Here is a 20663-nt window from a genome sequence, read left to right as displayed (position 1 = left end):
GCAGGATGCGGGCGCGGGCTACACCCGCGCCCTGTGGTTTCAGGATCTCCGCAAGTCTAACGTAAACGGGAAGCCAGCATTCGCTGGCGCGGGCTGTACGTCGATCGTGCCGGGGGTATGGCCGAAGGGAATGAAGCGTGCCAGACGGCGACCTTCGGCTTCGTTGGCGTTGACCGGGTAGCGGTCGGGGTTGCGCCCACCGGGGTGTTCGACGTGATACTGGCAGCCGCCGAGCGAGCGTTTCATCCAGGTGTCGACCAGATCGAAGACCAGCGGGACGTGCACCCCGATCGTCGGGTGCAAGGCCGATGGCGGGTGCCAGGCGCGGTAACGCACGCCGGCGACAAACTCGCCGGTCTTGCCTGTCGAGCGCATCGGCAGGGCGCGGCCGTTGCAGGTCACGACGTAGCGGTCGCCGGCCATGCCGGTCGCCTTGAGTTGCAGGCGTTCCAGAGACGAGTCTACGTAGCGTACCGTCGCACCGACCGCGCCCTGTTCGCCCATCACATGCCAGGGCTCGAGGGCATGCCGCAGTTCCAGTTCGATGCCTTGTGCCGAAATGCTGCCGTGCAGTGGGAAGCGGAACTCGAAATGCGGTGCGAACCACGCGCTTTCGAGCGGGTAACCGGCGGCACGCAGGTCGCTGATCACGTCGTCGAAATCCTGCTGGACGAAATGCGGCAGCATGAAACGGTCGTGCAGTTCGGTACCCCAGCGCAGCAGCCGTTCCGGTGCGTAGGGTGTGCGCCAGAAGCGGGCGATCAGCGCCCGCAGCAGCAACTGTTGCGCCAGCGACATGCGTGCGTGCGGCGGCATCTCGAAGGCGCGCATTTCGAGCAGTCCGAGGCGGCCGGTTGGGCCGTCGGGCGAGTAGAGCTTGTCGATGCAGAACTCCGCGCGGTGCGTATTGCCCGACGAGTCGATCAGCAGATTGCGCAGCACACGGTCGATGATCCACGGAGCGACGCACGCCGCGGCGTCGGCGCCCGGCTGCGGGAACTGGCTGAAGGCGATTTCCAGTTCATACACCGAATCGTTGCGTGCTTCATCGACGCGCGGCGACTGGCTGGTCGGGCCGATGAACAGGCCCGAAAAGAGGTACGAGAGCGAAGGATGGTTGTGCCAGTAACTGATCAGGCTGCGCAACAGGTCGGGTCGTCGCAGGAAAGGCGAATCGAGTGTCGTGGGTCCCCCGAAAACGAAATGGTTGCCGCCGCCGGTACCGGTATGGCGACCGTCAAGCATGAACTTTTCGGTACACAGGCGGGACAGATGCGCGGCTTCGTAAAGATGCGTGGTGCGTTCGACGAGTTCGTCCCAGGTGGCGGAGGGCTGAATGTTGACTTCGATCACGCCGGGATCGGGTGTGACGCGGAAGTTGGTCAGGCGCGGGTCGGACGGTGGCTCGTAGCCCTCGAGAATCACCGGCGTGGCGAGAGTTTCGGCGGTGGTTTCGACGGCGGTCACGAGTTCGAGGTAGTCATCGAGCGTCTCGGTCGGCGGCATGAAGAGGTACAGCACGCCGTTGCGTGCCTGTGCCGAAAACGACGTGCGGGTGACCGATACCGCCGACGCGCCGCCCAGTGGCGGCAGTTCGGCTGCATGCAGGAAAGCGCCCTCGATGCGCTCGATGCCCTGCGCGGCGAAGTGTTCGCCGGTGACCGCGGCCTCCTCTGCACCGGCATCCTGGCTGCGGCTGATCGCACACTGCGCCTGGATCTCGGCGTGGGCGGGCAGTGGCGCGAAGGTCTGCGTCGGATCAGGGGTGTGGATGTAGGGATAGTCGGCCTTCGCCACCCAGGGCTGTGAGTCGAGCGGCAAGCGATAACCGATCGGCGAATCGCCCGGGACCAGGAAGCAGCGGCCGGCGCGCAGGAACCACTGTCCGCTTTGCCAGCCACCCTGCGGCCGGCGCTTCAACGGCAGCACGTAACCGATCACCCGATCGAGTCCCTGGTGGAAGATTTTCGCCAGTCGTTCACGTTCCAGAGGGTCGTCCAGGCGGGCATTCGACACGTCGACGTTGATCGGCAGGCGGTGCTCGCGCCACAGGTAATAATAGGCATCCTCGCAGGCCGGGAAGACGTGCTTCGGGTTGACCGCCAGTACCTCGGCGAGCTGCCGCAGGAAGCGGCCGGCGAGAACCTCGTCGGCACCGTAGTCGCGGCTTTCGTCGGCATACAGTGCGGGATTCTTCCATACCGGCTGGCCGTCGCGCCGCCAGAAGCAGTTCAGCGACCAGCGCGGCAATTGCTCGCCGGGATACCATTTGCCCTGGCCGAAGTGCTGCAGCCCCTGCGGAGCGTACTTTGCGCGCAGCCGCTGAAAGACTTCAGCGGCGCGCAGGCGCTTGGTCGGCCCGAGGGCGTCGATATTCCATTCGGCGCCATCGTGGTCGTCGATCGAAACGAAGGTGGGTTCGCCGCCCATGGTCAGGCGAACGTCACCGCTGACCAGCTCGGCATCGATCTGGTGGCCGAGCGCCTCGATCGCCAGCCATTGCTGTTCGTCATACGGCTTGGTAACCCGCGGCGCTTCCCAGACGCGCTCGATTTTCATGCGGTGCTCGAACTCGCACTCGCATTCCTCGGTGAATCCGGTGATCGGCGACGCCGACGACGGTTGCGGCGAGCACGCCAGCGGGATGTGTCCTTCGCCAGCGAACAGCCCCGAGGTCGGGTCGAGACCAATCCAGCCGGCGCCCGGCAGGTACACCTCGCACCAGGCGTGCAGGTCGGTGAAGTCGTGATCGGTTCCCGAAGGCCCGTCGAGTGATTTCACGTCGGGCACCAACTGGATCAGGTAGCCCGAGACAAAGCGCGCCGCCAGACCGAGATGGCGCAGGAGTTGCACCAGTAGCCAGGCCGAATCGCGGCACGAGCCGCGTGCCAGTTGCAGCGTCTCCTCGGGCGTCTGTACGCCGGGTTCAAGGCGGATGACGTAGCCGACGGCGCGCTGCACCTGGCGATTGAGGTCGACCAGAAAGTCGACGCTGGCCTGCGGCGTCGACGCGATCGTGTCGAGGAAGCCACGCAGCAGGGGCGTCAGCGGCAGGCAGTTCAGGTACGGTTCAAGTTCTTCCTGCTGCCAGGCCTCGTATTTGAAAGGAAACGTCGTCGCATAGGGTTCGGGAAAGAAGTCGAAAGGGTTGATTACCGACATGCTGGCGATCAGGTCGACTTCGACGCAGAATTCGCGCGTCTTTTCCGGGAAGACCAGGCGCGCCAGATAGTTGGCCTGCGGGTCCTGCTGCCAGTTGATGAAATGCTGCCCCGGGGTGACCTTCAGCGAGTAGCTGAGGATCGGCGTGCGCGAGTGCGGCGCTGGCCGCAGTCGGACGACCTGCGGCGAAAGCGTGATCAAGCGGTCGTAGCGATAGTGAGTTACGTGGTTGAGGGCAACATGTATGGACACGGTCAACTCCAGGGCAATGGTTCATTGGCTTTCAAGCAAGAACCGATCCATGCTTGAGCCGTCGTGAAGGCACGAAAACCGCATTGTGGCACTTCAATGGGGCGTGCTGCAGCGTCGCTGACTCAGACCAGCAAATGCTTCAGCAAATCCGTTTCCAGCTTGACCCGCCCGGCGCTTTCCTCGAGATGCCCGCCGCTGATCAGGAAGGTGTCTTCGACCCGTTCACCGAGGGTGGCGATCTTGGCGGTGTGCAGATTGGCGCCGTGGTCGGCGAGTTTTCTGGCGATGACGAACAGCAGGCCGGGTCGATCGGCGGCAACGACGCTCAGCACGAACAGCTTGCCGGTCTCGTCCGCTTCGAGGCTGACCAGGGGTTGAATGCTCACCTGTGGCTGGATCGGGAAATGTTTGACCTGCCGCGAGATGCGCCCGTTGGCGGGTACGTCTGCCGGTGCCTGCCGCAGCAGGCGTTCGCCGAGTTCGTGTTCGATGTAGCTGATCATCGCACGGTCGCTGTCACGGCCACTGACGTCGAGCAGCATGAAGGTGTCGAGCGCATACCCATGGCGCGTAGTGTGGATTTTGGCGTCGACGATGCTGTAACCGGCACGGCTGAAGAAGCCGACCATGCGCACGAACAGGTCAGGCTGGTCGTGCGTGTAGACCATTACTTCGAGACCGGCGCCGAGCGAATTGATGCGTGCCCGCACCAGCGGCTGATCGATCTCGATCCGCTCGTGCAGGGCGCACGCGTGCCAGGCAATTTCCTCGGCCGACTGGCGCAGGAAATACACCGTGTCGAGTTGTTGCCAGAGGCCTTCGTGCGCCTTCTCGGGTAGCGCGAAAAAGCGCATCAGGCGCATTGCTTCCTGCTGACGCTGGGCAATGATGCCCTGGATCATCAGGGTACTATCATTGGACAGGAGGAAGCGCCGGGTGGCGTTGAACAGTTGCTCCAGCAGTTGTCCCTTCCAGGCGTTCCAGACCTTCGGGCTGGTACCGCGGATGTCGGCAACGGTCAGCAGGTAGAGCGCGATCAAATGCCGCTCGTCGCCGACGATCGCGGCAAAGCGGGCGACCACGCCAGGGTCGGAGATATCCTGCTTCTGGGCGACGCTGGACATTAGCAGGTGGCGGCGAACCAGCCAGACCACCAGTTCGGTGTCTGCCGCCGCCAGGCCGTGGTCCTCGCAGAACTGCTGCGCATCGACCGCACCGAGTTCGGAATGATCGCCACCCCGCCCCTTGGCGATATCGTGAAACAGGGCGGCAATATAGAGTACCCAGGGGCTTCCGAGGTCGCTGAGCAGGCGACTGCAGAACGGGTATTCGTGGGCGAACTCTTCCATCGAGAAACGGCGCAGTCGGCGTACCACCTGCAGGATGTGCTGGTCGACGGTGTACACGTGGAACAGGTCGTGTTGCATCTGACCGACGATACGTCCGAAACCCGGCAGATAGCGACCCAGGACGCCAAGCTGGTTCATGCGCCGGAATTCCTGGACCAGGCGACGCCCTTGCTTGAAGAGTTGCAGGAAATGCTGCCGGTTCTCGGGCCGGCGACGGAAATCGTCGTCGATCAGATGGCGTGCGCGCCACAGCGCACGCTGCGTACGCGCACTCATGCCCTGCAGTTCGGCATGTTGCTGAAGCAGCAGAAAGGCTTCGAGGAGGGCGCCGGGGTTCTGGTTGAAAACATCCTCGTGCACCACATCGAGGAACTCGTTCGCATTCTGGAAGCGTTCGTTGATCGGTTGCGGCGGGCCTTCCGGCGGTGGAAACAGCGCCGCGCCGATGTTCTGCAAAACGATCGCATTGATCTGGGTGACCGCCTTTGCCGTCCGGTAGTAGCGCTGCATCAACTGCTCGCTGGAGCGGCGCGTGGCGGTGGCAGAGAATCCCAGTCGTTCGGCCAGCGCCGTCTGATATTCGAACAGCAGGCGATCCTCACGGCGCCCGACGTGCAGGTGCAGGTGAGTACGCAGGCGGCACAGGAAGGCCTCGCAGGTTTCGAGCAGTTGTTGCTCCTCGGCGGTGATGAAACCGCGCTGTTCGAGATCCCGCCAGCACCTGCCGTAGCCTGCCGCCTGGGCGATCCAGAGGATCAGTTGCAGGTCGCGCAGTCCCCCGGGCCCTTCCTTGCAGTTCGCTTCGAGGCTGTAAGGGGTGTCGCTGAAGCGCTGGTGGCGGTCCTCCTGCTCCATGCGCTTGGTCTGGAAGAAGGCGGGAGCGTCGAGACTGGCCTTGAGGACCGCGGTAAATCCCTGAAAAAGCAACGCATCGCCGGTGAGCAGGCGGGCCTCGATCATCGCCGTCTGCACGGTGATGTCGGCACTGGCTTCTTCCAGGCATTGTTCGATGGTCCGCACACTATGGCCGGTTTCGAGGCCGATGTCCCAGAACACGCAAATCAGTCGTTCGAGCCGGGCAGTCAGGGCGCTGCCGGGTTGTTCGGGAAGCAGGATCAGCAGATCGACGTCGGAAGCCGGGTACAGCTCGCCGCGGCCGTAGCCGCCAACGGCGACCAGCGCCAGCGAGGCCGGCAGATCAAGCTCGCGCCAGAGTTCGCACAACACCTGGTCGACAAGGCGGCAGCGTTCGACGAGCAGTCGCGCTGCGTCACCGTCGGCTGCGAAATGCTCGCGTATGGCGCGCTGTCCTTCCTGCAGGTGGGCCTTGAAGTGCGCGATCAAGGCGTTGTGGGCAAGCATTTCCGGCTTCACCGTTCCCTGCCCGGGGGCACGTAGCCACCGGCACGCGGCAGCCGCACCGCCGGAGCAGGCCCGGCAAAGTGCCGACTACCTTCGAGGTGGAGTTTCCAGGTGTGCAACGAAGCATCGATCGGCGCCAGCCAGTTCCTGGTGAGCCGGGACCAGTGTTCCACGCCACTCTGCAAGAGTAGCCACGGCCAGGTCAGCAGGGAAACCGTCTGCCTGCGCTCCTCCTGCAGCAGGCGCAACAGGGTCTGCACCGCCGTGCCCCAGTAGGAAGAGCCGTCCCGCTGGCCAGTGATTTGCGCGGCTTGACGACACGCTGTCGGCCATAGCGCTTCGGCGCGACCAATGCTCACGCCAGCCCTGCGCGCGAGCCAGGGGAGTACCATCGGTGGATTCATGTGATCTTCAACCTTTTCAACGCCGCCTGCACGGGCGGTTGGACATGTGCTTGCCGGCCGTGTCGGCACGCCGCCGTGCGGAACCCAGATGATGAGCCGCTCCGGGGCGTCTGCCGTGAATAAAGCAAAATCCGTACCAATTACGGGTTTCCGGCGGGAATATCTTTTGCTTTGTTCGGCTGGCAGAGGGGGCGCCGTGCGCGCTGAACGTTCGTCGTAGAGCGCTGTGCGGCCTCCGGGCCAGGCCGGTCCGGGCAGAGGACTTCAATTCGGAGGGCGCGGGGGCACAGCGCCGGTGCGCAAGGTGCCGACGAAGCCCCAAAACAGGGCGGCGGAGGCAAGGGTGCGGCTGTCCGGCGTGTTCATGGGCCGGGTGTCCGCCTTCTGCAAGCGCGGTCTTCGAGGAATCTGAAAAGGAGGAAGCCATGGTCAGCGAGCGCAATGCCACCTTGAACATAGTTGGCGAGCCGGCAGTGCATTTTTCACTCTTGGTGCCGACACACGGTAGCGACTGCCTGGATATTCGTACGTTGGGCGCCAGGACCGGTCGCTTCGCGTACGATTCAGGCTTTGAATCGACTGCCAGTTGCAAGTCGAAGATCACCTTTGTCGATGGCGAGAAGGGAGAACTGCTTCATCACGGCTACCCGATCGAACAACTCGCCGAACAATGTGACTTCCTGGATGTGGCCTACCTGCTGAAGCACGGGGAATTGGCTGACGCCGGGCAGAAGGTGGCGTTCGAGTCCGCGATCAGAAAGCACACGTCGTTGCACGAGCAGATGGTGAAGTTTTACCAGGGTTTTCGCCGTGACGCCGATCCCATGGCCGTGATGGTCGGGGTGGTGGGTGCGTTGTCGGCGTTTAATCACGACGCGGCAGACTTTTTCGATACTGCGCAACGCAACCTCAATTTCCACCGGATCGTTGCCAGGATGCCGACGATCGTCGCCATGGCCTACAAGTACTCGATCGGCGAACCGTTCATGAATCCGTGCGCCGACTTCGGGTATGCCGCCAACTTCCTGCACATGATGTTCGCTACCCCGCGCGAGGAGTTTCGGCCGAATCCGGTGCTGGTGCGTGCGCTCGACAGGTTGTTCATTGTCTTCGCCGACCAGGGACAGGATGCTTCGACCTCGACGGTCCGAATGGCCGGTTCCTCGGGCGCGAATCCCTTTGCCTGTGTGTCGGCGGCCATCGCCTGTCTGTCAGGGCCCGCGCATAGTGGAGCGAGCGAGGCGTGCCTGGCCATGCTCCAGGAGGTCGGCGATACGTCGCGCCTCGGCGGATTCGTCGCCCGTGCCCGCGACAAGAGCGATGGCTTCACGTTCAGCGGTTTCGGGCACCCGGTGTACCGGCACTTCGACCCGCGTGCGCAGTTGCTGCGGGAAGTCTGCGACGAGGTCCTGCAGGAACTGGGGCTGGAGCAGCATCGCCTGTTCGCACTGGCAAAGGCGCTAGAGAAATTGTCGCTGGAGGACCCATATTTCGTCGAGGAGGATCTCTATCCGAGTGTTGATTTTTATTCCGCCATTTTGCAGAAGGCGCTGGGTATCCCGACATCGATGTTCGCGTGTATCCAGGCTCTCGCCCGCACCGCCGGCTGGATGGCGCAATGGGAAGAAATGCTGGCCGACTCGGAATACAAGATCGCGCGCCCACGGCAGCTTTATACCGGAGTAAACCGACGTGATCTGTCGGCGGCGATGCTACCCTGACGCAGGGCGGGCCGCGGATGCACCAGTAGGGGGCGCAAAGCGCTGGCCCCGCACCATGTTCTGGCATAGCATGGCTTATTCGGCGCCCGCTTTCCCGACCTTTCGATGCTTTTTATTTGGCACGATTCATGCTTGTTAGTTGCAGACCCAACCTGGTGGTGAGCATCATGAACGCAGACTTCTATAACGAGATGTACGATTCGGCCGGGACCCTGCGGCCACACTACAGCGCCTTTGCGGAATGGCTGGCAGGGATGCCGCCGGAACGCCTGGAGCGCAAGCGCGCCGAGGCCGACACGGCTTTCCACCGCGTCGGTATCACTTTCGCGGTCTATGGCGAGGAGTCGGGTACCGAACGCCTGATTCCGTTCGATATCATCCCGCGCATTATCCCGGCAGCCGAGTGGCAGGCGCTGCAGGCTGGTTTATGGCAGCGGGTGAAGGCGCTCAACGCCTTCCTGCACGACATCTACCACGAGCAGGCAATCCTCAGGGCAGGCGTCATTCCGTCCGAGCAGGTCCTGAACAATACGCAGTTTCGACGCGAGATGATGGGCGTCGACGTGCCGTCGGGCATCTACGCCCATATCGCCGGTGTCGACATCGTGCGTGCCGGCGCCGGCGAGTCCTACGTCCTGGAGGACAACCTGCGCGTGCCTTCGGGCGTCTCGTACATGATCGAAGACCGCAAGATGATGATGCGGCTGTTTCCTGAACTGTTCTCGCGGCATCTCATCGCCCCGGTACAGCATTACCCCGACATGCTGCTCGAAAACCTGCGTACCGTGGCGCCGAAAGGGGTTGCCGACCCAACGGTCGTGCTGCTGACGCCGGGGGCCTACAACAGCGCCTATTTCGAACATACCTTCCTGGCGCAGCAGATGGGCGTCGAGCTGGTCGAAGGCCGGGACCTGTTCGTCAAGGACGAGACGGTGTTCATGCGCACCACGCAGGGACCGCAGCGGGTAGATGTCATCTATCGTCGACTTGACGATGACTTCCTGGATCCGCAGGTCTTCAACAAGGATTCGATGCTCGGCGTGCCGGGTTTGCTGGCCGCCTATCGCGCCGGTCATGTCACGCTGGCCAACGCCATTGGCACCGGTGTTGCCGACGACAAGTCGATCTATCCGTATGTACCGGAGATGATCCGCTTCTACCTCGGCGAAGAGCCGAAGCTCAACAACGTTCCGACCTGGATGCTGCGCAAACCGGATGACCTCCAGTACGTCCTGGCACACCTGCCGGAACTGGTGGTCAAGGAGGTGCATGGCGCCGGTGGCTACGGCATGCTGGTCGGGCCGGCTTCGACGCACGCCGAGATCGAGGATTTCCGCGCCCGTATCCTCGCCGCCCCCGAGAAGTATATCGCGCAGCCGACGCTGGCGCTGTCCAACTGTCCTACTTTCGTCGACGCGGGCATCGCCCCGCGTCACCTTGATCTGCGTCCTTTTGTCCTGTCCGGAAAGCGCGGCATCGGGATGGTGCCGGGCGGTCTGACGCGCGTAGCGCTGCGCGAAGGCTCGCTGGTTGTGAACTCGTCGCAGGGCGGGGGTACCAAGGACACCTGGGTGTTGGAAAACTGAGATGCACGGAGAGCCGAGATGTTGAGCCGCACAGCCGATCACCTGTACTGGATGGCGCGTTACACCGAACGCGCCGAGAACCTCGCGCGTCTTCTCGACGTGTCCTACCAGATGTCACTGGTGCCGCAGTCCGTTGCCTCGCAGAACGAGAACTGGCGCGCCATTCTCGCCCTCAACAGCCTCGAGGCCGCTTTTGCGCTGGTCTACAACGAGGTGAATGTCGAGAACGTCCTGCGCTTCATGGTTTCCGACCCGTCCAATCCCTCGTCGATCTACAGTTGCCTGCGTGCCGCGCGCGAAAATGCGCACGCCGTGCGCGGCACGCTGACCGCCGAGATGTGGGAAAGCGTCAACGCCACTTGGATCGAACTGCGCCAGCAAAATTTCGAGCACATCCTCGCGCGCGGGGTCAGCGAATTCTTCGACTGGGTCAAACTGCGTTCGGCGGTCACCCGCGGGGTGACCTTCGGGACCATGCTCAAGGACGATGCGCTGCATTTCATCCGCCTCGGTGGCCTGCTTGAACGCGGTGACAACACCGCGCGGATTCTCGACATGCAGTACCACATCCTGCGCCAGAATGACGACGAGGGAGCCAGTGACTTCTATCGCTGGGGGGCGCTGCTGCGCTCATTGTCGGCGTTTCAGGTGTACCGCAAGGTTTATCGCGACGCCATCACGCCGGGCCGGGTCGCCGAGTTGCTGATCCTGCGCATGGACATGCCGAGATCGCTACATGCCTGTGCCGACGGCATCGTCCGGATGTTGCAGCTGATTGCCAATGGCGCTTCCGCGGAAACCGAACGTCAGGCGGGTGTGCTGCATGCCAGGCTGCATTTCGCGCGCATTGACGATGTACTGGCCGGTGGACTGCACGAGTACCTGACCGACTTCATGGATCGGATCTACGAACTTGGCGATGGTATCAGTCGCGATTTCCTGATTCCTGGCTGAGCGCGCCGTGGCCTCGGCCTCGCCCAGCGTGCCTGCCGCCGCGGCGCGCCGCCAGCGTGGCCGTCGGACATGACCTACTGTGTCGCCATGCGGCTGGATGCCGGCCTGGTGTTTCTGTCCGACTCGCGGACCAACGCCGGCGTCGACCACATCAACACCTTCCGCAAGATGACGGTGATCGAGCGCGTCGGTGATCGCGTGCTGGTCCTGATGACCGCCGGCAACCTTTCGGTCAGTCAGTCGGTGGTGAATATTCTCCGCGAACGCCTGGATCGCAGCGACCAGGAGAACCTCTGCAGTCTGCCCAACCTCTTCGAAGCCGCGCGCCATGTCGGCAGCGTCGTGCGCGAGGTGCATCAGCGGGATGCCGCGGCACTGCAGGAATTCGGTATCGAGTTCAACGCGTCGATCATCTTTGGCGGTCAGATCGGCGAAGAAGATCCGCGCCTGTTCAACATCTATGCAGCCGGCAACTTCATCGAAGCCAGCGAAGACACCCCGTATTTCCAGATCGGCGAATCAAAATACGGCAAGCCGATCATCGACCGCGTCGTGAACCGCCGTACCACCTTCGAGGAAGCGGCCAAGTGCGCGCTGATTTCGATGGATTCGACGATCCGCTCGAACCTCTCGGTGGGCATGCCGCTCGATCTGCTGATTTACGAGCGGGATGCCCTGCGGGTACGCGATCATGTCAGCATTGGTTCGCAAAACGCCTATTTCAACACCATCCGCACGCTCTGGGGCGAGCGCCTGCGGCAGGCATTCACCGAGTTGCCCGACCCGGACTGGGGCAACTTCTGACGCCCGCGCGAGCGGGCGTCGACGGTTTGCTATGCGGCAAAGTTCTGTTCGGCGAAACGCCAGTTGGCGAGGCTGCCGAGGAAGGTTTCGACGAACTTCGGACGCAGGTTGCGATAATCGATGTAGTAGGCGTGTTCCCAGACGTCGATGCACAGCAGCGCCTTGTCGCCGGTGGTCAACGGGGTGCCGGCGGCACCCATGTTGACAATGTCCAGCGAACCATCGGCCTTTTTGACCAGCCAGGTCCAGCCGGAGCCGAAATTGCCGACCGCGGAAGCCTGAAAGGCCTTGGCAAAATCCGCAAACGATCCCCATTTGCCATCGATGGCCGCAGCCAGGTCACCGCCCGGCGCGCCGCCACCGTTTGGCGTCAGGCAGTTCCAGAAGAAAGTGTGGTTCCAGACCTGCGCCGAGTTGTTGTAGATGCCACCCGCCGGAGCCTTCCTGACGATCGCTTCGAGGTCGAGGGCTTCGAACTCGGTACCCTTGATCAGGTTGTTCAGGTTGGTGACGTAGGCCTGGTGGTGTTTGCCGTAGTGGTATTCCAGAGTCTCCCTGGACATGTGCGGGGTGAGGGCGTCGAGAGCGAAGGGCAGTTGCGGCAATTGATGTTCCATGAATGTTCTCCGTAAGGGTCGTTATGAGGGAAAGAGGGCTGATTTAATGCCTGCTGTGAACCTGCTTCGCTGGCGCTCCAGCAGGCGATTCTAGTCTGCGCTTGCGGTGCTGGCAATGCCGCCGCCGGCAAGGGGGCCTGCGGGGTCTTCGGAAATTGCCCGTACCGTCGCTTCGGCGCTGCCCCGGTGGAAGAAGACAACGATTGGCTGCCCAGGTTCAAGCGACCTGCTCTCGCGCACGACTTGTCGCTGCGCGTTGGCGACGATGCTGTAACCACGCGCCAGGACCGCCGTCGGGTTGAGGTGTTCGAGACCGGCTGTGAGACGGGCGAGATCGGCGTAGCGGCCCTGCAGTGTCCTGCTCCAGGCGCCACGCAGGCGCGGCGCCAGCGTTTCGAGGTGGTCGGCCTGGCGTGCTGGATCGGGGCGGGCCAGCAGCAGGCGACGGTTGAGGCCCGCCAGCATCGCGCGCGCGCGCGCGCTGGCTTGCAGCAGTCCAGCACCGAGGCGGCGCTGCAGGTTTTCGAGGCGCTCATGCTGGCGTGCGAGGTACAGCGCCGGGTGCTGCAGCCGGTGTGCCAGCCAGTCGAGGTGCTGGCCACGCTGATTGAGCTGCTGCTCGATCTGACGGCGCAAGGCGAGTTCGCCGGCGGCGAGCCGGGCGAGCAGCGCGGCCCGTTCGGGCGCCGCGATTTCGGCGGCGGCGGTGGGGGTCGGCGCCCGCTGATCGGCCGCAAAGTCGGCAATGGTGAAATCGGTTTCGTGACCGATGCCGCAGATCACCGGTAGCGAACACGCACGAATGGCCCGTGCCACGGCCTCGTCGTTGAATGCCCAGAGGTCTTCGATGCTGCCGCCTCCGCGGCAGACGATCAGCAGCTCGCATTCCCGACGCGCACCGGCACCGAGAATCGCCTCGGCGATTTGTCTGGCCGCCCCTTCACCTTGTACTGGAGTCGGGTAAAGCACGATGGCCACGTGTCCGGCGCGGCGTCGGAGCGTACTCAGGACGTCGCGCAGCGCCGCCGCCTGCGGCGAGGTGATGATGCCGATGCGCTGCGGAAACGTCGGCAAGGAGCGCTTCGCGGCGCTGTCGAACAGTCCTTCGCTGGCGAGCTGGTCCTGCAGCCGAAGGAAACGCTCGTAGAGGTTGCCGATGCCGCCACGACGCGCCGCTTCGACGTTGAGCTGGAAATCCCCGCGTGCCTCGTACAGCGTCACCAGCACGCGCGCCTCGATCTGCTGGCCATTCTCCAGTCGCCAGCCAAGAATCTGCGCGCGGCTCCGGAACATGACGCAGCGCACCTGCGCGGCGCTGTCCTTGAGCGAAAAATAGAGATGCCCGGACGCCGCATGGCTGAGGTTGGAAATCTCGCCAGCCACCCAGCACAAGGGAAAGGTCGCTTCGAGTCGCTCGCGCGCGAGGCGATTGAGGAGCGAAACCGGAATCACCGGTGCCGACCCGGGCAGCCCGATGTGTGCGCATGCAATATCTGACATGCGCCAATTCTACATGGCTGCCTGCCGCTTGCGCCGGGAATGGGCCGTGTCGGCCGCAGCAGGGGAGGTCAAGGTCAGGCGAAGCGTCCCTGGCGGTCGCCGACGCCCGCTGTGTGGCGACCGCTATCCGACGGCTCGCTGCCGCGATTTCCGGCACCCGGAAAAACTCCTTTTCCGCTCTGGACTTGGCTGTTTCCCCAACAGCCTGAGGGCATGGTTATCCACAGTTGCTGTGGATAGCCGGCCGGTCCCGGTGAAGGCTGTGCCGATCCCGGGGCTTGCTGCAAACGCCGGCGCAGGCTAAAGTGCCCGCCTGAGAAATTCTCCTGGAGGAGAACGTGTTTTCCATCATTCAGGCTGCTGGTTGGCCGATCTGGCCCTTGCTTATGGCGTCGATCATCGCCGTCGCGCTGATCATCGAGCGCCTTGCGGCGCTGCGGCGCAGCAAAGTCGTCCCACCCGGCCTGTTGCAGCGGGTCGTCGCCGAGTATCGCCAGAATGGCGTGACTGGCGCCATGGTCGGCGACCTCGAGGCGCATTCCCCGCTCGGCCGCGTTCTCGGTGCCGGTCTGCGCAATGTCGGCAGTTCACGCGAGATCATGAAGGAAGCGATCGAGGAGGCAGGCAGCGTGGTGTCGCACGATCTCGAACGCTATCTGACGACACTGGGCACCATCGCTGCCATCAGCCCGCTGATGGGTTTGTTCGGTACCGTCGTCGGCATGATCGAGATTTTCGGTTCGCAGGCACCCAGTGGCAGCAACCCGATACAACTCGCTCACGGCATTTCGGTAGCCCTGTACAACACCGGCTTTGGCCTGCTGATCGCCATTCCGAGCATGATCTTCTGGCGCCATTTCCGTGCCCTGGTGGATAGTTTCGTGATCGAGATGCAGCAGCAGGCGGTGCGCCTGGTCGAGGTTCTGCACGGCCAGCGCAAGTCTTGAGGGTCCGGCGATGAACTTTCGACGCGGTCGCGGCAGTGATGTGCCCGAGATCAACCTGATCCCGTTGATCGACGTGCTGCTGGTAATCATCATTTTCCTGATGTTGACCACCACCTACGCCAAGTTCTCAGGACTCGAGATCAGTCTGCCCACCGCCGACGCCAACAAGCAGACGGAGCAGCCCAACGAGATCAATGTCGCACTGACGGCGGCCGGCCAGGTGCTGGTGAACAAGATACCGCTGGCCACGGCCAGCGTGCCGGCGATCAGCGACGCGCTGCGCCGCGCAGCCGGAGACACCAGGGAACCGGTGATCGTGATCAATGCCGACGCCCGGGCCAACTATCAGAGCGTCGTCGATATCATGCAGGCGGCGCAGACCGCCGGCTATCCGCGCATTTCCTTCGCCACCCAATCGCCGCACTGATGGCCGTTTCCGGCCTGGCGCGGCGCCTCCCCGGCTGGTGGTACCAGCGTCGCCTGGTCGTCGCCTTGTGGCCGCTGCTGCCGGTATCCTGGCTGTTCGGCGTACTCGGCCGGTTGCGGCGCGGCCTTTACCGCTGCGGCGTGCTGCGTACCGATCACCTGCCGGTGCCGGTGGTCGTGGTCGGAAACCTGACCATAGGCGGTAGCGGCAAGACCCCGCTGGTACTGTGGCTGGTCAGTCGTTTGCGCGACCAAGGCTGGTTCCCGGGTATCATCAGTCGCGGCTACGGTGGATCTGGCGAGTCGGTGCGTCCGGTATTGCCTTCCTCGCCTTGCTCGGTGGTCGGTGACGAGCCCCTGATGCTGGCCAGGCGCAGTGGTGTGCCGGTCTTCGTCGGTCGTGATCGCTTCGCCGTCGGGCAGGCTCTGCTGGCAGCACACCCTGAATGTAACGTCATCGTCGCCGACGACGGCCTGCAGCACTACCGTCTGCAGCGCGCGGTCGAGTTGGTGGTGTTCGACGGACGCGGCATTGGTAACGGCCACCTGCTGCCGGCTGGCCCCTTGCGCGAGCCCTTGCGGCGTTTGTCGGGGGTGGCCGCGGTGATCTGGAACGGTCTGCCGGAGGCGCGTGCCGCGGCGGCTGCCCGACACTTGCCGCAGTTCGAAATGCAACTGGTCGGCGAGCGCTTCGTCGCCGCGGCCGGCGCACGGCGCGTCTGCGATGCCCCCTCACTGATGAACAGCAAACTGTACGCGATGGCCGGGATCGGCGATCCGCAGCGATTTTTCCGGCAGTTGCGAACCCTGGGACTCGATTTCGAAGAGCATCCCTTTCCGGATCACCATTCGTACGTCGCCGGGGATCTGGCTTTCGCCCAGGACGGCGTGCTGCTGATGACCGAAAAGGATGCGGTAAAATGCGCCAATCTGGCCACCGGCGAGGCCTGGGTGCTGCCGGTCGAGGCGGTGATCGGCACACCGCCCGGTCATGCTGGTCTGTTCGAGACAATTCTGGAGAAACTCCATGGACGCACGCCTGCTTGATATTCTTGTCTGCCCGGTCTGCAAGGCCAATCTGGAGTACCGCAAGGCACGCGCCGAACTGGTGTGCAAACCGTGCCGCCTGGCTTTTCCGATCCGTGACGGCATCCCGATCATGCTCGAAGACGAGGCGCGCCAGTTGCCGAGCGAAGATCGTTGAATACCTCGGATGGTTCCAGTGACGAAGTCGCGGAGTGCGCAAGGGCCGGAGCGCACCTGCCGTTCAAGGTGGTCATTCCCGCCCGTTACGGATCGACGCGCCTGCCGGCCAAGCCCTTGCTGGATCTCGGCGGCAAGCCGATGGTCGTGCGCGTGGCCGAGCGCGCACTGTTGTCGGGAGCTGAGGAGGTGGTGGTGGCCACCGACCACCGGGACGTACTGGTCGGCGGCCGAGCGGCACGGCCTGAGAGCCTTGCTGACGCGTACCGAACACGCCAGCGGCACCGATCGTCTCGCCGAGGTGGTCGAGTTGTCGGGCTGGAGCGACGATACGATCGGTGGTGAACGTGCAGGGTGACGAACCCCTGATCGATCCCGGATTGATCACCCTGACCGCGGCTCGTCTGGCGACAAGCGGCGCCGATATCGCCACGGTGGCTCATCCTGCTAGCCGGATGCGGCCGACTTCTTCAACCCGCATGTCGTCAAGGTGGTGCTCACGGCGAGCGGCGATGCGCTGTATTTCTCGCGCGCACCGATTCCCTATGCGCGCGACCACTTTGCGCGCGAGGCCGGTGGCGAAACCCTGCCTCCCGGGATGCACGCCTACCGGCATGTCGGCCTGTACGCCTATCGCGCGCGCTTCCTGCGCACCTACGCCGGCCTGGCGCCGTCACCGCTCGAATCGCTGGAGGCACTCGAACAATTGCGTGCCTTGTGGCATGGCTTCCGCATCAGCGTGACGATTGCCGATCACCTGCCACTCGCCGGTGTAGACACCCCGGAGGACGCCCGTCGCTTGCAGGAATGGTTCGAAAAGGTTTGACCGTGCGCCCATTTGAGGGTAAGTTTCCGCCTGTTGACCACGACAACGTGATGCTGCGGTCCCGTAATTGAGATACAAGTATCTGAAATACCGGACAAACTGTTTCATTTGATTTTCTCAAAAGGCGAACCATGAAACTCATCCTGCTAGGCGCGCCAGGTGCCGGCAAGGGCACCCAAGCCCAGTTCATTCGTGAAAAATTCAGCATCCCGCAGATCTCCACCGGTGACATGCTGCGCGCGGCAGTGAAAGCCGGTACTGCTCTCGGCCTGGCAGCGAAGCAGGTCATGGACGCCGGCGGCCTGGTGTCGGACGAGATCATCATCGGTCTGGTCAGCGACCGCCTGCAGCAGGATGATTGCCAGGCGGGTTATCTGTTTGACGGTTTTCCGCGCACTCTGCCGCAAGCAGAGGCGATGAAGGTCGCCGGTGTGGCGCTCGACTATGTTCTCGAGATCGACGTTGCCGACGAAGAGATCATTGAACGGATGAGCGGCCGTCGGGTGCATCCGGGTTCCGGTCGCACCTACCACATCCGCTTCAATCCGCCACGGGTGGCAGGCAAGGACGATGTCACCGGCGAAGACCTGATTCAGCGCGATGACGACCAGGAAGAAACGGTCAGGAAAAGGCTGCAGGTTTACCACTCGCAAACCAAGCCGCTGCTCGATTATTACCGGGACTGGGCTGCAAGTGGCGATCCCAGGGCGCCGAAGTGCCGCAGAATTGCCGGTGTCGGAAGCGTCGACGACATCCGGAAGGCGGCTTTCGAGGCCTTGCAGTAACCGGTCGTACTCCCCGAGTCATACCACGGCGCCACCACGCACAGTTTCGGCGGCGCCGATCCTGTCGTTTCGCCAGCGCCGTGACGGCCCTGCAGGACCGGGGGGGGTTGCCGATTTAGCGTTGTTTGTTTCGTCGTTCAGCTGTAGGGAAAGACCGGCCCGTGGGGACTCTCCGGGAGGTTTGGGTCACTTTAGAGAGGGAGGTTGCTTATGTCTTCAGGTTTGATGTTCGCGCTGATATGCGCGGTCATTGCGGTGCTTTATGGCGCAGCAATGACGAAGTGGATTCTCTCGTTGCCAGCCGGCAACCCACGTATGCAGGAAATCGCCAAAGCCATCCAGGAAGGTGCCTCGGCTTATCTCGCCAAGCAGTACACGACCATCGGCCTCGTCGGGGCCGTACTTTTTGTGTTGATCTGGTTTGCCCTGGGCAAACTGATGGCCATAGGCTTTCTGATCGGTGCGGTATTGTCGGGTGCTACCGGATTCATCGGCATGAACGTTTCGGTGCGCGCCAACGTGCGTACCGCCGAAGCGGCACGCAGCGGCATTTCTGCGGCACTCGACGTGGCCTTCAAGGGCGGTGCGATTACCGGCATGCTGGTCGTCGGTCTGGGCCTGCTTGGCGTCGCTGGTTACTACGCCTTCCTCAAGGGCGGCGCGGTTGACTTTCAGCACAGCGTCGAACCGCTGGTTGGCTTGGCCTTCGGCGGCTCGCTGATCTCGATCTTCGCCCGACTGGGTGGTGGCATCTTCACCAAGGGTGCGGACGTCGGTGCCGACCTGGTCGGCAAGGTCGAAGCCGGAATTCCGGAAGATGATCCGCGCAACCCGGCGGTGATTGCCGACAACGTCGGCGACAACGTCGGCGACTGTGCCGGCATGGCCGCCGACCTCTTCGAGACCTACGCGGTCACCGTCGTCGCGACGATGGTGCTCAGCGCGATGATGCTCAAGGGGGTCGTCGGTGCCAACGACAACCTGATCGTCTATCCGCTGGTGCTTGGCGGAGTGTCGATCATTGCCTCGATCATCGGCTGTTTCTTCGTCAAGGCCAGCGATGGCGGCAAGATCATGAACGCCCTCTACCGCGGCTTGGCCGTGGCCGGCGTGCTGGCGCTGATTGCCTTCTATCCGGTCACCACCTACCTGCTCGGCAACGGTGTTACCCTCGCCGACGGCACCCTGATCACCTCGATGAACATCTTCTGGGCAGCGTCCGTCGGGCTGGTACTCACCGGATTGCTGGTGTGGATCACCGAGTACTACACCGGTACCGACTTCTCGCCGGTCAAACGCGTCGCTGAAGCTTCGACCACCGGCCACGGGACCAACATCATCGCCGGTCTGGCCGTTTCGATGAAGGCTTGCGCCCTGCCGGTGATCTCGGTCTGCGCCGCGATCTACATCACCTATGCGCTGGCTGGCCTGTACGGTATCGCCATCGCCGCCACCTCGATGCTGTCGATGACCGGCATCATCGTGGCACTCGACGCCTACGGTCCGATCACCGACAACGCCGGCGGTATCGCCGAGATGTCCGGTCTGCCCAAGTCGGTTCGCGACGTGACCGATCCGCTAGACGCCGTCGGCAATACCACCAAGGCAGTGACCAAGGGCTACGCCATCGGTTCTGCGGGCCTGGCAGCGCTGGTGCTTTTTGCCGACTACACGCACGCTCTGGAAACCAATTTCGGCGGCAGCCTGCGTTTCGATCTTTCCGATCACATGGTGATCATCGGCCTCTTCCTCGGTGGCCTGATCCCTTACCTGTTCGCGGCCATGGCCATGGAGGCGGTGGGCCGTGCGGCCGGTGCCGTGGTCATCGAAGTGCGTCGGCAGTTCAAGGAAATCAAGGGCATCATGGAAGGCAAGGCCAAGCCTGATTACTCGCGTGCGGTCGGCATGTTGACCGCCGCGGCGATCCGGGAAATGATCGTGCCATCGCTGCTGCCGGTGCTCGTGCCGGTGCTGGTGGGTCTGCTGCTCGGGCCGAAGGCGCTTGGCGGACTGTTGATGGGGACCATCATCACCGGCCTGTTCGTGGCCATCTCGATGACCACCGGTGGTGGCGCATGGGATAACGCCAAGAAGTACATCGAGGACGGCCATTTTGGCGGCAAGGGTTCCGATGCCCACAAAGCGTCGGTGACCGGCGACACCGTCGGCGACCCCTACAAGGATACGGCAGGTCCGGCGGTCAACCCGCTGATCAAGATCATCAACATCGTTGCCCTGATGATCGTGCCCTTGATGGTACCCGCGTCGGCGGCCAAGCCGGTTGCAGCCGCCGCCCCGGCCACCGCGGCGGTGACCGTGCAGGTCGCCAAGCTCTACTTCGCGGTTGGCGTGGCGGAAGTGCCGGCCGATGCCGGCAAGACGCTCGAAGGCGTTGTCGCTCATGCCAAGGCCAATCCCTCGGCCAAACTGGTGATCGCCGGCTTCCACGACACCAGCGGCAGCCAGGCCGCCAATGAAGAAGTCGCCAAGAACCGTGCCAAGGCCGTACGTGACGCGCTCAAGAACGTCGGCATTGCCGAGGAACGGATCGAGTTGAAAAAGCCCGAGGTGACCACCGGTACCGGCGATCCCGCCGAAGCGCGTCGCGTCGAGGTGAGTGTGCAATAACCCTTCGTCGGGCAGCGGCAGGCACACGCCGCTGTCGGAGAAAAGGAAACGGGCCGCAGTAGCGGCCCGTTTCCTTTTCTGGCATCGGGCCGCGATAGGCTATGGCAAGGGCCCCCATGATGCGCAGCAGGCTGCTG

Annotated in this window: 15 protein-coding genes and 1 pseudogene; 11 read left to right on the top strand and 5 right to left on the bottom strand. The window is 63.3% G+C overall.

The features are described from left to right. Positions 1 to 39 precede the first annotated feature (39 nt). The 3 genes from AC15MQ_RS06300 to AC15MQ_RS06290 form a co-directional block, all read right to left on the bottom strand. Entirely contained in the window at positions 40 to 3414 is a 3375-nt protein-coding gene (locus AC15MQ_RS06300; protein ID WP_483079687.1) for a transglutaminase family protein, read from the bottom strand. 122 nt (positions 3415 to 3536) lie between these two features. After that, positions 3537 to 6125, bottom strand: a complete 2589-nt coding sequence (locus AC15MQ_RS06295) for a [protein-PII] uridylyltransferase (RefSeq protein ID WP_287667033.1) — start codon at positions 6123 to 6125, stop codon at positions 3537 to 3539. Positions 6126 to 6133: 8 nt separating this feature from the next. Continuing rightward, positions 6134 to 6529 (bottom strand): hypothetical protein, encoded by a 396-nt coding sequence (locus AC15MQ_RS06290; RefSeq protein WP_287653044.1) that lies wholly within the window; start codon positions 6527 to 6529, stop codon positions 6134 to 6136. 425 nt (positions 6530 to 6954) lie between these two features. Between AC15MQ_RS06290 and gltA the strand changes: the two genes are divergently transcribed. The 4 genes from gltA to AC15MQ_RS06270 all read left to right on the top strand — a co-directional run bounded on the left by gltA (position 6955) and on the right by AC15MQ_RS06270 (position 11594). Beyond that, positions 6955 to 8250 carry a citrate synthase gene (gene gltA / locus AC15MQ_RS06285; protein WP_483079686.1) on the top strand — a complete coding sequence of 432 codons (1296 nt, stop codon included), beginning with the start codon at positions 6955 to 6957 and terminating at the stop codon, positions 8248 to 8250. 167 nt (positions 8251 to 8417) lie between these two features. Further along, positions 8418 to 9836, top strand: a complete 1419-nt coding sequence (locus AC15MQ_RS06280; RefSeq protein ID WP_287653046.1) for a circularly permuted type 2 ATP-grasp protein — start codon at positions 8418 to 8420, stop codon at positions 9834 to 9836. Between the two features lie 18 nt (positions 9837 to 9854). Further along, positions 9855 to 10790 carry an alpha-E domain-containing protein gene (locus AC15MQ_RS06275; protein WP_287653047.1) on the top strand — a complete coding sequence of 312 codons (936 nt, stop codon included), beginning with the start codon at positions 9855 to 9857 and terminating at the stop codon, positions 10788 to 10790. Positions 10791 to 10859: 69 nt separating this feature from the next. After that, complete coding sequence (locus tag AC15MQ_RS06270; protein ID WP_287653048.1) at positions 10860 to 11594, top strand: proteasome-type protease; 735 nt, start codon at positions 10860 to 10862, stop codon at positions 11592 to 11594. A gap of 29 nt (positions 11595 to 11623) precedes the next feature. Here the strand turns inward: AC15MQ_RS06270 and AC15MQ_RS06265 are convergent, their stop codons facing one another. Both AC15MQ_RS06265 and xseA read right to left on the bottom strand, forming a co-directional pair. Then, on the bottom strand, positions 11624 to 12211 hold the full coding sequence (locus tag AC15MQ_RS06265; protein WP_287653049.1) for a superoxide dismutase: 588 nt from the start codon (positions 12209 to 12211) through the stop codon (positions 11624 to 11626). A gap of 90 nt (positions 12212 to 12301) precedes the next feature. After that, positions 12302 to 13711, bottom strand: coding sequence for an exodeoxyribonuclease VII large subunit (xseA, locus tag AC15MQ_RS06260; RefSeq protein ID WP_483079685.1), 1410 nt, complete (start codon positions 13709 to 13711; stop codon positions 12302 to 12304). A 338-nt stretch (positions 13712 to 14049) separates the two neighbouring features. Between xseA and AC15MQ_RS06255 the strand changes: the two genes are divergently transcribed. The 7 genes and pseudogenes from AC15MQ_RS06255 (at position 14050) to AC15MQ_RS06225 (ending at position 20526) form a co-directional block, all read left to right on the top strand. Then, positions 14050 to 14658 (top strand): MotA/TolQ/ExbB proton channel family protein, encoded by a 609-nt coding sequence (locus tag AC15MQ_RS06255; protein WP_287653052.1) that lies wholly within the window; start codon positions 14050 to 14052, stop codon positions 14656 to 14658. A gap of 10 nt (positions 14659 to 14668) precedes the next feature. Then, complete coding sequence (locus AC15MQ_RS06250) at positions 14669 to 15085, top strand: ExbD/TolR family protein (protein ID WP_287653054.1); 417 nt, start codon at positions 14669 to 14671, stop codon at positions 15083 to 15085. Continuing rightward, positions 15085 to 16131: a tetraacyldisaccharide 4'-kinase gene (gene lpxK / locus AC15MQ_RS06245; RefSeq protein WP_483079684.1), complete on the top strand. Its 1047-nt coding sequence runs from the start codon at positions 15085 to 15087 to the stop codon at positions 16129 to 16131. Before AC15MQ_RS06250 ends, lpxK begins: the two co-directional genes overlap by 1 nt. Continuing rightward, complete coding sequence (locus tag AC15MQ_RS06240; RefSeq protein WP_287653057.1) at positions 16112 to 16288, top strand: Trm112 family protein; 177 nt, start codon at positions 16112 to 16114, stop codon at positions 16286 to 16288. The genes lpxK and AC15MQ_RS06240 overlap by 20 nt, the downstream gene beginning before the upstream one ends. Before the next feature lie 56 nt (positions 16289 to 16344). Continuing rightward, a pseudogene (gene kdsB / locus AC15MQ_RS06235) lies at positions 16345 to 17113 on the top strand (3-deoxy-manno-octulosonate cytidylyltransferase). Between the two features lie 131 nt (positions 17114 to 17244). Beyond that, complete coding sequence (adk, locus tag AC15MQ_RS06230; RefSeq protein ID WP_287653058.1) at positions 17245 to 17898, top strand: adenylate kinase; 654 nt, start codon at positions 17245 to 17247, stop codon at positions 17896 to 17898. Between the two features lie 210 nt (positions 17899 to 18108). Then, entirely contained in the window at positions 18109 to 20526 is a 2418-nt protein-coding gene (locus AC15MQ_RS06225; protein WP_287653059.1) for a sodium-translocating pyrophosphatase, read from the top strand. Positions 20527 to 20663 lie beyond the last annotated feature (137 nt).

Source organism: Candidatus Accumulibacter propinquus (genome assembly GCF_056856495.1).
Note: the sequence above shows the minus strand (reverse complement) of the source record. Positions and strands in the feature narration are given on the sequence as shown.

Excerpts from the sequence above, each read along its gene's own strand:
- xseA (WP_483079685.1), bottom strand. The coding sequence starts at position 13,711 with ATGTCAGATATTGCATGCGCACACATCGGGCTGCCCGGGTCGGCACCG.
- AC15MQ_RS06225 (WP_287653059.1), top strand. The coding sequence starts at position 18,109 with ATGTCTTCAGGTTTGATGTTCGCGCTGATATGCGCGGTCATTGCGGTG.
- AC15MQ_RS06290 (WP_287653044.1), bottom strand. The coding sequence starts at position 6,529 with ATGAATCCACCGATGGTACTCCCCTGGCTCGCGCGCAGGGCTGGCGTG.
- AC15MQ_RS06280 (WP_287653046.1), top strand. The coding sequence starts at position 8,418 with ATGAACGCAGACTTCTATAACGAGATGTACGATTCGGCCGGGACCCTG.
- gltA (WP_483079686.1), top strand. The coding sequence starts at position 6,955 with ATGGTCAGCGAGCGCAATGCCACCTTGAACATAGTTGGCGAGCCGGCA.
- AC15MQ_RS06240 (WP_287653057.1), top strand. The coding sequence starts at position 16,112 with ATGGACGCACGCCTGCTTGATATTCTTGTCTGCCCGGTCTGCAAGGCC.
- AC15MQ_RS06250 (WP_287653054.1), top strand. The coding sequence starts at position 14,669 with ATGAACTTTCGACGCGGTCGCGGCAGTGATGTGCCCGAGATCAACCTG.
- AC15MQ_RS06265 (WP_287653049.1), bottom strand. The coding sequence starts at position 12,211 with ATGGAACATCAATTGCCGCAACTGCCCTTCGCTCTCGACGCCCTCACC.
- AC15MQ_RS06275 (WP_287653047.1), top strand. The coding sequence starts at position 9,855 with ATGTTGAGCCGCACAGCCGATCACCTGTACTGGATGGCGCGTTACACC.
- AC15MQ_RS06295 (WP_287667033.1), bottom strand. The coding sequence starts at position 6,125 with ATGCTTGCCCACAACGCCTTGATCGCGCACTTCAAGGCCCACCTGCAG.
- lpxK (WP_483079684.1), top strand. The coding sequence starts at position 15,085 with ATGGCCGTTTCCGGCCTGGCGCGGCGCCTCCCCGGCTGGTGGTACCAG.
- adk (WP_287653058.1), top strand. The coding sequence starts at position 17,245 with ATGAAACTCATCCTGCTAGGCGCGCCAGGTGCCGGCAAGGGCACCCAA.
- AC15MQ_RS06270 (WP_287653048.1), top strand. The coding sequence starts at position 10,860 with ATGACCTACTGTGTCGCCATGCGGCTGGATGCCGGCCTGGTGTTTCTG.